The following is a 13355-nucleotide window of genomic DNA, read 5'->3' as shown; positions in this document are numbered from 1 at the left end:
CCCCAGGGGCCGTCCATGACCGCACGCTCCACCGTCCTGCTCGCGTCGGCGCTGCTCGCGTCGGGGCTCGCCGCCGGGTGCTCGGACGACGCCGCGTCGGCGGCGCCGGCCGCGCTCGCGCGTCCCGAGGCCGAGCGGGTGCTGGCGCGGTACGCCGCCGCGGCCGACCACGCCGGCCGGAGCCTGGACGCGGCGGGCCTGCCCGCCGTCGAGACCGCGCCGCTGCTGGCCATGGACGGCGCCTCCATCAAGCTGCGCAAGGCGGTCGGCCGCAAGACGACGCCGCTGAAGTTCACCGACACCGCGTTCCTCATCCCGCGCGCCGCCGGCTACCCGCGCTGGTTCGCGGTGGACGCGATGTCGGGCTCGGGCAAGGACCTGCTCCGGCACGCGCTGCTGTTCACGCAGGCGCGGGCGGGCGCGCCGTGGCTCGCCACCGCCGACCCCTACCCCGCCGACGACCCGCTGGCGGCGGTCGCGCTCGACGCCGACGGCCTCGCCACCGCCGTGCCCGCCGGCAACACCGGCCTTCCCCTCGCGCCCGGGAAACTGGCCGCCGCGCACGCCGCGCTGCTGTCGAAGGGGCCGAAGGCCCCGGCCGCGCAGGGTCTCGCGGCCGGTCCGAAGACCACCGAGGCGTACCGGGCGCTGCGCGCGGGGCAGGCCGCGCTCGCGGCCAAGGGCATCACGCTGGCCTCGACGTTCGCGCCCGCCCCCGTCCCGGCCTACGCGCTGCGCACGCGCGGCGGCGGCGCGGTCGTCTGGTACACGATCCGGCAGAACGAGGAGTACTCGTCCGCTCACGCGGGGAGACTGTCGGTGTCGGGGGATCTGGTCGGGCTCGTCCCGCCGCGCCGGGTCCGGACGCGGATGACCAGCACCGTGCTCGTCTCCTACCTGGCGACCGTGCCCCGCAAGGGCGCCGCGCCGGTGTCCGGCATGTACCGCAAGGCCGTCTCCGCGGGCGGCTCCTAGCCGCCCCGTCCAGACTCCGCCGGGTGCCGGGGCGGTCCCGCTTCTTCTTGACCGCTGCGGTGGGACCGCCCCGCACCCGTCGGTCACCTGCCCGTACACTGGCGCGTCAGCCATCGGAACACGTCCGCCGGAGTGGGGATATGCGGGGATTCGTCGGGGCGGCCTCCGCCTGCGCGCTCGCCCTCGCGCTCGCCGGCTGCTCCGGCGGCGAGAGCACGCAGGGCGCGCCGCTCGGCGCCGCCGCCTCGCCCGCGATCGGCGCGGACGCGTCGCTGCGCACCGTCACGGCCTGGGCGAAGGCGTACAACGGCGGCGGGAACTCCCGGCGCGACGCCGTCACCGGGGCGCTCGCCGCGGCCGTCCGCGCGGGCGGCGGGCCGTCCGGGGACGTCGAGCTGCGCGACCCGGTGTTCTACGTGCCCCGCCTCGCCGGCTACCCGCGCTGGTTCGCCGCCGCCGCGCCCGCCGGGAAGAAGCAGGCGCTCGCGGTGTTCGTCCAGGACAAGGCCGGGGACGCCTGGCGGGCCGCGCACTGGATCGAGACCGCCGGCCGCCTGCCCGAGCCGTCCTTCGACGCGCAGGGCTACGCCGTCGCCGCCGACGACCGGGCGCTGCCCACGGCGCACGCCGACTACCTGGCGAGCGGCGACCAGTCCGCCCTCGTCCCCGACGCCGCGTCCGCCAGGGCCCGCGCCGCGAAGGTCGGCGGCTGGAAGGCCGAACCCGGCCGCTTCTCCCCCGGCCCCGGCGCCAGCTACGCCCTCCGCACCAAGGACGGCGGCGCGCTCGTCTGGTACGGGCTCACCCAGCAGCAGACCCTCACCGGCGGCGACCGCGGCGACCTGCCCGCCGACGTCCGCGCCCGCCTCGACGAGCGCGGCGCGTCCCCGGACGGCAAGGTCCGCACGAGCCGGCAGTGGCTCGTCCTCGGCACCGCGCCCCTGGAGGGCCGGAGCCGCGTCCTCGACGAGTCGGTCGCCCTCACCGACGCGTACTGAGGCGCGGCCCCGGCCGCCGGGACGGCTACGCCTCGGTCTTGACGCTCGGCAGGGCGCTGGCGGTCACCAGCGTGCGGATGGAGCCGAGGGCGACCGACAGGGTGGCGAGGTCGAAGCTGTCGCTCTCCCAGATCTCCGACAGCGTCTGCGCCGCCCGCCGCACCGCCGGGCCGTTCTTCTCGGTCCAGCGGGCGAGCCGCTGCTCGGGGTCCACGCCCGGCTCGCTCGTCACGATGACGTCGCGGGCGAGCGCGGCGTGCGCGGCGTACAGGTCGTCGCGGAGGGCGCTGCGGGCCATCGACTTCCAGCGGTCGTCGCGGGGCAGCGCGATGATCCGCTCGCGCAGCCGGCTGAGCTGGAGCTTGTCGGCGAGGTCGAAGTAGACCTCGGCGACCTCCTCCACCGGGCGGCCCGTGTCGTGCGCGACGTTGACCAGGTCGAAGGTGGAGTAGGCGTTGACCAGCATCGCGACCTGCTCGGCGAGCTCGTCGGGGACGCCGAGCTCGGCGAACTGGTCGCGGCGCGCCTCGAACGCCGCCAGGTCCAGGCCCGACAGCAGCTTCGGGAGCTGCCCGCTGAGCCGCAGCGCGCCCTCGCCGAAGAACGCGATGCTGTCGCAGATGTCGAACGGGGGCCGCCGGTTGTGCAGCAGCCAGCGGGCGCCGCGCTCGGTCAGCTTGCGGCCCTCCAGCAGCATCGCGACCTGCGTGGACTCCTCCACCTGGTGCGACAGGCCCTCGATCGCCGCCCAGAGGCGCGGCATGTCCAGCACCTCGCGGGCGACGAGGTAGGCGCGGGCGATGTCGGACGACGACGCGCCGGTCTCCTCGTTCAGCCGGAACACGAACGTGCTGCCGGAGGAGTTCACCACGTCGTTCACCACCGCGGTGGTGATGATCTCGCGGCGCAGCGGGTGCAGCGTCATGTGGTCGACGTAGCGCTCGCGCAGCGGCGTCGGGAAGTACCCGACGAGCCAGGACGCCAGGTAGGGGTCGTCGGGCAGGTCGGAGGCGATGATGTCGCCGTCCAGGGCGAGCTTGGCGTAGGCGAGCAGCACCGAGAACTCCGGGCCGGTGAGGCCGAGGCCGGCCTGCCGGCGCTCGGCGAGCGCCTTGTCGTCGGGCAGGAACTCCAGCCGGCGCTTCAGCCGCCCGTCGCGCTCCAGCCGCCGCAGCATCCGGGTGTGCACGTGCAGCATCGCCGGGGCCTGCGCGCGGGCCGCCGCGAGCACCACGTTCTGCGCGTAGTTGTCGCGCAGCACCAGGTCGCCGACCTCGTCGGTCATCGAGTAGAGGAGCTGGTCGCGCTGCTTGCCGGTGAGCTCGCCGTCGCGCACCGCCTGGTCCAGCAGGATCTTGATGTTCACCTCGTGGTCGGAGGTGTCCACGCCCGCCGAGTTGTCGATGAAGTCGGTGTTGACGAGGCCGCCGCCGCGGGCGTACTCGATCCGGCCGAGCTGGGTGAGGCCGAGGTTGCCGCCCTCGCCGACGACGCGGCAGCGCAGCTCGGCGCCGTCCACCCGCACCGGGTCGTTGGCCTTGTCGCCGACGTCGGCGTTGTTCTCGCTCCCGGCCTTGACGTAGGTGCCGATGCCGCCGTTCCACAGCAGGTCGACGGGCGCCGTCAGCGCGGCGCGGATCAGCTCGAACGGGGTGAGGGCGTGCACGTCGCCGGCGATGCCGAGCGCGGCGCGGATCTCCGGCGTCAGCTTCACCGACTTGGCGGTGCGCGGGAACACGCCGCCGCCGCGCGAGATCAGCGCGGCGTCGTAGTCGGCCCACGAGCTGCGCGGGAGCGCGAACAGGCGCTTGCGCTCCTCGAACGACGCCGCCGGGTCGGGGTCGGGGTCGATGAACACGTGCCGGTGGTCGAAGGCGGCGACGAGCTTGATGTGCTCGCTCAGCAGCATCCCGTTGCCGAACACGTCGCCGGACATGTCGCCGACGCCGACGACGGTGAAGTCCTCGTTCTGGATGTCGGTGCCGAGCGACCGGAAGTGGTACTTCACCGACTCCCAGGCGCCGCGGGCGGTGATGCCCATCGCCTTGTGGTCGTAGCCGACCGAGCCGCCGGAGGCGAACGCGTCGCCGAGCCAGAACCCGTACTCGCGGGCGACGCCGTTGGCGATGTCGGAGAACGTCGCGGTGCCCTTGTCGGCGGCGACGACCAGGTAGGTGTCGTCGCCGTCGTGGCGGACCACGTCCTCGGGCGGGACGACCTTGCCGTCCACCAGGTTGTCGGTGACGTCGAGGAGGCCGGAGATGAAGTCCTTGTAGCAGGCGATGCCGGCGTTCATGAACGCCTCGCGGTCGGCGGCGGGGTCGGGCAGCTGCTTGCCGACGAAGCCGCCCTTGGCGCCGGCCGGGACGATCACGGTGTTCTTCACCGCCTGCGCCTTGGCCAGGCCGAGGATCTCGGTGCGGAAGTCCTCGCGCCGGTCCGACCAGCGCAGGCCGCCGCGCGCGACCGACCCGAACCGCAGGTGCACGCCCTCGACCGCCGGCGAGTACACGAAGATCTCGTACTTGGGGCGGGGCAGCGGCAGGTCGGGGATGCCCTCGGGGTCGAACTTCAGCGACAGGTAGCGCTTGCGCTGGTAGTGGTTGGTGCGCAGGGTCGCCTGGATCATCGCCAGGTAGGCGCGCAGGATGCGGTCCTCGTCGAGGCTCGCGACCTCCTCCAGGCGGCCGCGCAGCTCCTCGGCGATCGCCTCGCTGCGCTCGCCCTCGCCGCCCGCCATGCCCGGGTCCAGCCGTGACTCCCAGAGCCGGACGAGCAGCCGGGTGATGCCGGCGTTGCGGAGCAGCACCTGCTCGATGTAGCGCTTGGAGAACGAGGTGCCGGTCTGCCGCAGGTACAGGGCGTAGGCGCGCAGCACCATCGTCTGCCGCCAGTCCAGGCCGACGTGCAGGACGAGCGCGTTGAAGCCGTCGTTCTCGATGTCGCCGCGCCAGAGCGCGATGAAGGCGTCCTGGAACAGCGCCTTGGCGGCGTCCTCGGACACGTCCCGCGGCGGGTCGTAGCGGAGGCCGAGGTCGTACACCCACGCGCGCGGCCGGTCGGCCGGCATCACCTCGTAGGGGCGCTCGTCGATGACCTCGACGCCCATGTTCTGCAGCAGCGGCAGCACCCGCGACAGCGAGATCGGCTCGCCCAGCCGGTAGATCTTCAGGCGGCGCTCGCCGGGCGCGGCGCCGAACGGCTCGTACAGGCTGATGGAGGTGTCGGCGTCCGCGCTGAGGTCGTCCAGGCGGCGCAGGTCGGCGACGGCGGTGCGGGCCGGGAAGTCGGCCTTGTAGCCCTCGGGGAACGCGTCGCCGTAGCGGCGGGCGAGCGTCCCGGACGCCTCCTCGCCGCACTGGTCGGTGATGGCGTCGGCGAGGTCGTCGGCCCACGAGCGGGTGGCGGCGGCGAGGCGCGCCTCCAGCTCGTCGGCGTCCACGTCGGGCAGCGCGTGGCCGCGCTCGACCCGCACCACCACGTGCAGGCGGGCGAGGACCGACTCGGTGACGTTGGCGCTGTAGTCGACGCTGACGCCGTCGAACGCGCGGCGCAGTATCTCCTGGATGCGCAGCCGTATCTGCGTGGTGTAGCGGTCGCGCGGCAGGTACACCATGCACGACATGAACCGGCCGTACAGGTCCTTGCGCAGGAACAGCTTGAGCTGCCGGCGCTCGCGGAGGCGCAGCACGCCGAGCGCGATCGGCAGCAGGTCGGCGACGGGGATCTGGAACAGCTCGTCGCGCGGGTAGCTCTCCAGGATCTCCACCAGGTCCTGGCCGTCGTAGGAGTCGGCGGTGAACCCGGCGCTGTCCAGCACCTCGGCGAGCTTGCGCTTCAGGACCGGGACGTGCGCGATCGACTCGCTATAGGCGACGTGCGTGAACAGGCCGAGGAAGCGGCGCTCGCCGGTGACGTTGCCGTCGGCGTCGAACTTCTTCACGCCGATGTAGTCGAGGTAGATCGGCCGGTGCACCGTGGACCGCGAGTTGGCCTTGGTGAGGATCAGCAGGTGCCTGTCGGTGGCGCGGGCCCGCACCTCGGGCGGCAGCGCCGCGAAGCTGTCGGACTCGCTCTTGTCGTTGCGCAGGATGCCGAGGCCGGTGCCGGGCTCGGGGCGCAGGACGGTGCCGTCCTCGACGAGGGTGTAGTCGCGGTAGCCGAGGAAGATGAAGTGCCCGTCGGCGAGCCAGTCCAGCAGCTCGACGCCCTCGGCGCGCTCGGCCTCGGGCAGCGGCGGCGGGTTCGCGCCGATCTCGCGGGCGACCTCGCCGGCCCGCGCGCGCATCTTCGCCGCGTCCTCCTCGGCGACCCGCACGTCCGACAGGACGCGGCGCAGGTCGTCCTCCAGCTCGTCCAGCCGGGCCCGGTCGGTGGTGCGGTCCACCTCGATGTGGATCCACGACTCGTCCAGGTCGGTGTCGCTGTCCAGCTTGCCGCGGAAGCCGCGCAGGTGGCCCGCGACGTCGCGGTCCACGCCGAGCAGCGGGTGCACGATCAGATGGGTGGTGAGCTGGTGGCGGGTCAGCTCCATCGTCACCGAGTCGACCAGGAACGGCATGTCGTCGGTGACCACCTGCACGACGGTGTGCCCGGGATCCCAGCCGTGCTCCTCCAGGGTGGGGGTGAACACCCGCACCTTGGCGCGGCCCTGCGGCCGCTCCTCGCCGAGCAGCCGCTGCGCCATCGCCGGGCCGCAGATGTCGCCCGGGTCGCGGGCCAGCAGGTCCTCGGGGGCGACGTGCCGGTAGTAGAGGCGCAGGAAGGCGACGGCCTCCGCGACGTCCCCCCGCGCCCCCGGCCGCTGCGCGCAGGTCTCCGCCGCCCGCCGGAGCATGTCGTCCTTGGCCTGGTCGAGCTTGCCGCCCATCAACACTCCCTAGAGAACTTCCGCCACCTCGTTGTGGCGCCGCTCACTGCGTCAGCGTAGCCACGAAACATGACAAAGCCGACCGGTGGGGTCGGCGGGTGGCCACGGCCCCAGCCTGTCAGCCCCTACCCGGCGGGTTCCGCCGAAACGGGGGGACTAGTCCGGGCCAGTTTCAGGAATGGCCCGTCAGTGGCCGGCGTCCTGGGCGGTGGTGCCGTCCGTGCCCGCGCCGGTGCCGCCGCCGGGGTCGGCCGGCTCGGTGGTGGGGGGCGTGTCGGGCGTGCTCGGCGGCGGGCTGACCGGCGGCGCGCTCGTCGGCGGCGCCTGGGTCGGGCCCTGCGTCGGGCGGCGCGTGGTCGGCGCCGCCGTCGGGGTGGGCGTGGCGCTCGCCGACGGGGACGCGGTCGGCGAGGCGGTCCCCTCGGTCGGGAAGGCCGAGGCGGTCGGGTCGGTGCCGGGGACCTGGCTGCGGCGGTGGGTGACCTGCGCCTCGGGCGCGCGGCTGCCCGCCGGGAGGCTCTGCCGGGGGTCGCTGACCTGCTTGGTCGGCTTGTCGCCGGACGCGCTGGTGAGCGCCAGCACCGTGGAGGCGATCACCGCCACGACGATCAGCGCGGCGGCGCCGGCGAGCGCGGCGGGGCGGGCCGCGAGCCCGGCGAGACCGGCGCGCCGCGCGGCGGCCGGGGCGGCCGTCGCGTCGGGCGGCAGGGTGTTCTCGGCGGCCCACTCGCGCGGGGACGGCGGCTCGGCGGCCGCGCCACCGGCGGGAGCGACGGCGACGGTGCCGGTGGTGGACGGCTCGTCGAGGTCGAGGCTGCGGACGGCGCGGGACTCGGCGGCGCGCAGCTCCTCGTCGCCGAGGTCGGCGGCGAGCTCGCTGCCCGCCGCCAGCATCGCCGTCGCGTCGTCGCCGTGCAGGGACGCCGCGGCGGCGCGCCCGTCGATGGCGGTCTCGGCCGGGGCGGCGGCGGGCGCGGCGTACACGCGCTGGCCGCCGGTGGTGTCCTCGTGGCCGAGCAGCCGCATCAGCAGGGTGCGGGCCTTCGGGCGGACCGCCGGGTCCTTCTCCAGGCAGTCGGCGACCAGGTCGCGAAGCGGCCCGGTCATGCCGCCGAGATCGGGCTCCTCGTGCAGGATGCGGTTGATGACGGCGGGGATGGTGTCCTGGCCGTAGGGCGGCTCGCCGGTCGCGGCGAACACCAGCGTGGCGGCCCAGCAGAAGACGTCGGCGGGCGGCCCGGACGGCTCGCCCTGGATCTGCTCGGGCGCCATGTAGGACGGGGTGCCGATGACCTTGCTGGTGAGCGTGGTGTCGCCGCTGACGGCGCGGGCCACGCCGAAGTCGATGACGCGCGGGCCGTCCGGGCCGATCAGCACGTTGTGCGGCTTGAAGTCGCGGTGGATGATGCCGCCCTGGTGGATGGCGGCGAGCGCGGTGGCGGTGCCGACGGCGAGCCGCTCCAGGGCGGCGCCGGCGAGCGGGCCCTCGGCCGTCACGAGCTGGTTCAGCGACGGGCCGCGCACGTACTCGCTGACGATGTAGGGGCGGTCGCCGTCCACGTCGGCGTCGATGACCTGGGCGGTGCAGAACGGCGCGACCCGCTTGGCGACCTCCAGCTCGCGCAGGAACCGCGAGCGGGCCTTGTCGTCGGCGGTGAGCTCGGGGTGCAGCAGCTTGACGGCGACCTGCCGGCCGGCCTCGTCCTCGGCGAGCAGGACGCTGCCCTGCCCGCCCTCGCCGATGCGGCCGATGAGGGTGTAGGGGCCGAGGGTCTCCGGGTCGCCGGGCCGCAGCGTCCCAACCTCCATGCGCGCAACCGCCCCTTTCCTGTCACCCGGACCCGTGCGGGCCCGCCGCGGGCCGCCGAAGCGCGGACCGCCGATGTGAGACGCCCCAGGGTCCGCGGAAGTTGACCCGGTCAGGAGACCTTACGTCGCGATGCCGCCGCGGGCCGCCGTTCGGGTGTAACAAGTCCGCTTCACCCTACCGGGCCGCCCCTCCCCCAAGCCGCCACTCTTCCGACATGGTCCCACATTTGTGCAGGTCACACGGGCGTTTAGCGGGAATGGCAGGAATGCCGCCCGCGCGCGCCGGGTAGACATCCGCTCGGATGATCTTGACAAGGAGGTACGGCGATCGTGCACATCCCCTTCAAGGCCGCCTGCGGAGCGGCCTCGGTCACCCTGGTCCTCGGACCGGGCGCGGCCGGGGCCCACGCCGAGGAGGCGCACATCCGTTCGGAGCAGGTGCACGGCCGGCTCGCGCCGGGCGTCCCGCAGGCGCGCCGCGCCTCCCCCGACGGCAGGGAGGCCCCGCGCAAGGCCCGCGCCGTCAGGGGCAAGGCGCTCAAGGGCAGGGCCGCCAAGAACAAGGAAGGACGCGCGCGGGCCGTGCGGCAGGGGCGGGGGACGCACCGGACGCTGCACACCCGCGGGACGCGCGCGGGCCTGAACGCCCGGATGCTCGCCGAGCTGCAGCAGGCCGTGCGCGAGCAGCGGGCCAAGCTGGTCTCGTCCTGGGAGGCCAAGGCCGAGAAGGCGGTGAGGTTCGCGCTCCAGCAGCGGGGCCGCCCCTACGTGTGGGGCGGCACAGGGGCCTCCGGCTACGACTGCTCGGGTCTCGTCCAGCAGGCGTGGCGGAACGCGGGGGTGGCCATCCCCCGGGTGACGACCGACCAGTTCGCCGGGGTGCGCACGCACGTCGCGCGCACCCAGCTGCGCCCCGGCGACCTGATCTTCTTCAACCGGCTCGCGCACGTCGGGATGTTCCTCGGCGGCGACCGGTTCGTGCACTCGCCGCGGCCCGGCCGCACCGTGACGGTCGAGAAACTCCGCGGCCATTACCGGACGAATTTCGCCGGTGCGGTGCGGCCGGGATGGAAGAAATTGCCCGCCATTCCGACCAGCCTGTTCTGACAGGGCTCCGGCGATATCGGGGCCGCGCCCGCGCGGCGCGGTCCCGATGGGTCACAATGAGCCCATGACCACGCTGGACGGCCGCCGCGTCTACACCCGCGCCGAGCTGATGGAGGCGCACGGGCTCGGCCGCAGCACGCTGGAGAAGTGGTACCGCGAGCGCGCCGCGAACGGCCATCCGGAAGCGGCCGGAACGGTCGGGTCGCAGCTCGTGTGGGACGCCGCGGAATGGGACGGATGGCATGCCGGGCGCGGCGCGGCGGACGTCCCGCCGGGGCTGGCGTCCCGCGACGACCTCGCCGCCCGGCACGGGGTGGGGCGGCACCGCCTGAAGGCCCTGTGGGCCGACCGCGCGTCCAACGGCCACCCCGAGCCCGCCCGCCGCCACGGCCGGGCCCTGTACTGGGACGAGGTCGCGTGGCTCACCTGGTACGAGGCGCTGCCGGCGCCCGAGGAGGCGCCGGACGACCTCGTCACGCTGGCCGAGGCGGCGCGCATCCTCGGGCTGGCGCAGAGCAGCGTCACCGTCTACGTGAAGCGGCCGCCCGCGGGCTGGCCCGAGCCCGCCCTGGAGGAGCCGCTCGGCGGCGGCCGGGTGCGGCGCTTCTACCGGCGCGCCGACGTCCTGAAGTACAAGGACCGCTGAGCCCTGCGCGGAGACGTCCTCGGCGGTCCCGGCCCCGCCCCGCGACCATGAACTATACTATTCCGGTAGACAAAGTCTGCTATCGGTGAGGTGGACCGTGCCGCTGGAGGCGCACTGGGTCGCGCTGGACGACCCGCTCGTCGAACCCCTGCTGGCCGACCTGGTGCGCGAGTACACCGGCCGCTACGGACCGGGCGCCGCGCGCGAGATGGACCGCTACCCCGCCGCGGAGTTCGCCGCGCCCGGCGGCGCCCTCGTGGTGCTGACCGAGGGCGGCCGGACGGTCGCGGGCGGCGCGATCCGCCGCTACGACGCCGTCACCGCCGAGGTGAAGCGGGTCTGGGCCGACCCCGCCCTGCGGCGGCGCGGCCTCGCCCGCCGCGTCATGCGCGAGCTGGAGGGCGCCGCCGCGCGCCTCGGCTACGAGCGGATCCACCTGACCACCGGCCCGCGCCAGCCCGAGGCCCGCGGCCTGTACCTGGCGACCGGCTACACGCCGATGTTCGACGTGGACGCCGACCCCCTCACCGTCGGCCCGCTCCCGTTCGAGAAGCAGCTCTCCGGCGCCGCCCCGTCCCCGGCCGAGCAGGCGTGGCGACGCTGGCGCTACGATCGGTTGCGGTACGCGCGCGCGCCGCGCGGCCCGCTCGCGCTGACCGGGACGCACCTCGTCCATGGCGAGGGGCCGCTGCCCGGTGTCCCCGGGCTGTGGGCGCCGATCGAGGGAGGCGTCCGGCTGAAGGCGGTCCCCGCCGACGGGATCGCCCTGGACGGCGTCCCCGTCGGGGGCTCCGTCGACCTGCCCGCCGGGACGGGCAGCCTGGCGGCGGGCGAGGGGCGGCCGCTCGCCGTGCTCGTCCTGGACGGGACGCCCGCCGTCCGCACCTACGAGGGGTTCTCGCCCGCCCGGCTCGCCTTCGACGGCATCGCCGCGTTCCCGTACTCGCCGGCGTGGACGCGCGCGGCGTCCTACCGGCCCTACCGGGCGGTCACGCCCGAGACGGTGGACGTCGCCGGCGGCGGGCGCCGCGAGCTGCCGCTCGCCGGCGAGGCGACCGTCGAGCTGCCGGGCGGCCCGCACGTCCTGAAGGTCACCGCCGAGGACGGCGCGCTGCGCGCGGTCTTCGGCGACGACGCCGGGCCGCGCTTCCGCTTCCTGGACCTGCCCGCGCCCGATGCCGCGGGCCGCACGGTCGCCGACTTCAACCGCGCCTTCCTGCCGCCGTGCGCGTTCTCGCGCCACGTCGCCTGCCCGCTGCCCCCGGCCGGCAACGTCCTCCCCCTCGCGATCCCCGCCGGCGAGCGCGCCGTCCGCCGCGCCCGCCGCCCCTGACCTCCCGGTCACCCGCCGTCGAGTTGCGGCGTGTTGACCTGCGGGAGCGCTCCCAAGGGTCAACACGCCGCAACTCGACGTTCGGTGACCCCCCGGTCAGTGGACGCGGTAGGGGACGGTGAGGACGTGGACGAGAGGGTCGCCGGTGGTCAGGGACAGGCGGAGGCGCCAGGTGCCGGGGCGGGGCGCGGCGGCGCCCTGGCTGGTGAAGCGGCCCGGCCCGTCGGGCCGGAACCGCACGTCGAAGGGGCCGAGGTGCTCGCCGGGCAGCGCGAGGCCGCCGGTGACGGCGGCGAGGCCCGGCGCGGACACGGTGATCTGCTGCGGCCCGGTGCGGGTGGCGGCGACCTCGACGCGGACGCGGGTCTCCCCGGCGGCGGCGGTCGTCCGGAAGGGCGGCCCGTAGTCGGTGCGGGCGGGCCTGCTCCCCGTCAGGGTCGCGGTGACGGCGAGGACGGCCAGGTGGGCGGTGAGCTCGACGGCCGCCGCGCGCCGCAGCGCCGTCCGCGCGCCCAAGCGGCGGCGCGCGACGCCGGCGGCGGCGAGCGCGGCCGCGAACAGCCCGAGCTTGACCAGGAGCAGCCGCCCGTAGGGCGTGCCGCCGAGGGCGGGGAACGCGCCGACCTCGCGCCACGCCTGGTAGGCGCCCGTGACGGCCAGCACACCGACCGCCCAGGCCGCCGCGCGCGACCAGCGCCGCAGCAGCAGCGGCGCGTCCGGACGGGGCCGCGCCAGCACCAGCAGGACGAGAACGGTGAGGCCGCCCGTCCAGAGGCACATCGCCGCCAGGTGCAACGTCACCGCGAATACGGCGAAGGGCGCGTCACCGCCCGCCGCCGCATGACCGAGCAGCGCCTCACTGAACAACGCCCCGGTGACGGCTCCGCCCGCCAGCACCCGCCGCGCACGTGACGGCGTGCGCGCGCGCAGCGCCCACCCTGCGACCGCGAGCAGGACCAGTCGCGCAACGGCGGCCTGCCCGTAGCGGTAGCCGAGCGTGCCCGCCAGGGACTCCCCTGTCCTCGGCCCCTGGAGGAGCAGCTGCGCGACCGTCGCGACCGCGAGCAGCCAGCCGCCGATCGTGAGGAGCTGCCGGGGCGCGCGCCGCACGAGGGCGTCGGGCCAGACCAGCCAGCCGAACAGGACGAGGCCCGCGAACAGCGCGAACCCCAGGAGCGCGGCGGCGTGCGCGAGGCCGGCGGCGTAGGTGAGCAGAGCGGACGGTTCCGGCGGCGCGGGCGCGGCGCCCGGGTCGGGCGGGCCGCCGATGCCGAACTCCAGCGACCCGCCGACCGGGTGGGTGTCGGCCGACACCAGCCGCCACGTCACGATGTAGGTGCCGTGCGGCAGCCCGCCGCGCAGCGCGACGGCCGCGGTGTCGTCGCGCCCGGCGTGCGCGGCGGCGCCCTGCGAGACGAGCGTCCCGGCGGCGTCCCGGACGGTCACCGAGTCGCGCGACAGGTGGACCGCCTCGCTGAACCGCAGCGTTACCCGGGCGGGCGCGGACGCGAGCGCCGCGCCGTAGGCGGGGTCGCTCGACACCAGCAGCGCGTGCGCGCCGGCCGGGCGGGCGAGCGCGAGCAGCAGCGCGAGGACGGCGACCGCGACGGCCGCCGC

General features: G+C 75.3%; 8 protein-coding genes. 5 read left to right on the top strand and 3 right to left on the bottom strand.

All coding sequences use genetic code 11. The annotated features are described in order from the left end of the window. The first annotated feature begins 15 nt into the window (after positions 1-15). Positions 16-975, top strand: coding sequence for a DUF8094 domain-containing protein (locus K1Y72_RS34695; protein WP_220170784.1), 960 nt, complete (start codon positions 16-18; stop codon positions 973-975). A 140-nt stretch (positions 976-1115) separates the two neighbouring features. Further along, positions 1116-1973, top strand: a complete 858-nt coding sequence (locus tag K1Y72_RS34690) for a DUF8094 domain-containing protein (protein WP_220170783.1) — start codon at positions 1116-1118, stop codon at positions 1971-1973. Between the two features lie 25 nt (positions 1974-1998). Here K1Y72_RS34690 and K1Y72_RS34685 read toward each other — a convergent pair whose 3' ends face one another. Beyond that, on the bottom strand, positions 1999-6843 hold the full coding sequence (locus tag K1Y72_RS34685) for an NAD-glutamate dehydrogenase (protein WP_220170782.1): 4845 nt from the start codon (positions 6841-6843) through the stop codon (positions 1999-2001). Between the two features lie 186 nt (positions 6844-7029). Next, the gene (locus tag K1Y72_RS37500) at positions 7030-8652 is read right to left on the bottom strand and encodes a serine/threonine-protein kinase (protein ID WP_220170781.1); all 1623 of its coding nucleotides are present in this window, start codon (positions 8650-8652) and stop codon (positions 7030-7032) included. Between the two features lie 330 nt (positions 8653-8982). Between K1Y72_RS37500 and K1Y72_RS34675 the strand changes: the two genes are divergently transcribed. From K1Y72_RS34675 to K1Y72_RS34665, 3 genes are all read left to right on the top strand, one after another. Then, positions 8983-9759 (top strand): C40 family peptidase, encoded by a 777-nt coding sequence (locus K1Y72_RS34675; RefSeq protein ID WP_220170780.1) that lies wholly within the window; start codon positions 8983-8985, stop codon positions 9757-9759. 64 nt (positions 9760-9823) lie between these two features. Then, complete coding sequence (locus tag K1Y72_RS34670; protein ID WP_220170779.1) at positions 9824-10405, top strand: hypothetical protein; 582 nt, start codon at positions 9824-9826, stop codon at positions 10403-10405. Positions 10406-10490: 85 nt separating this feature from the next. Continuing rightward, the gene (locus K1Y72_RS34665; protein ID WP_220170778.1) at positions 10491-11738 is read left to right on the top strand and encodes a GNAT family N-acetyltransferase; all 1248 of its coding nucleotides are present in this window, start codon (positions 10491-10493) and stop codon (positions 11736-11738) included. 96 nt (positions 11739-11834) lie between these two features. Here the strand turns inward: K1Y72_RS34665 and K1Y72_RS34660 are convergent. Beyond that, on the bottom strand, positions 11835-13355 hold a 1521-nt coding region (locus K1Y72_RS34660; RefSeq protein WP_220170777.1), incomplete at its 5' end, for a copper resistance CopC/CopD family protein.

Source organism: Actinomadura parmotrematis, assembly GCF_019458805.1.
Lineage (GTDB): Bacteria > Actinomycetota > Actinomycetes > Streptosporangiales > Streptosporangiaceae > Spirillospora > Spirillospora parmotrematis.
This window is presented reverse-complemented; position numbering and strand designations above follow the sequence as displayed.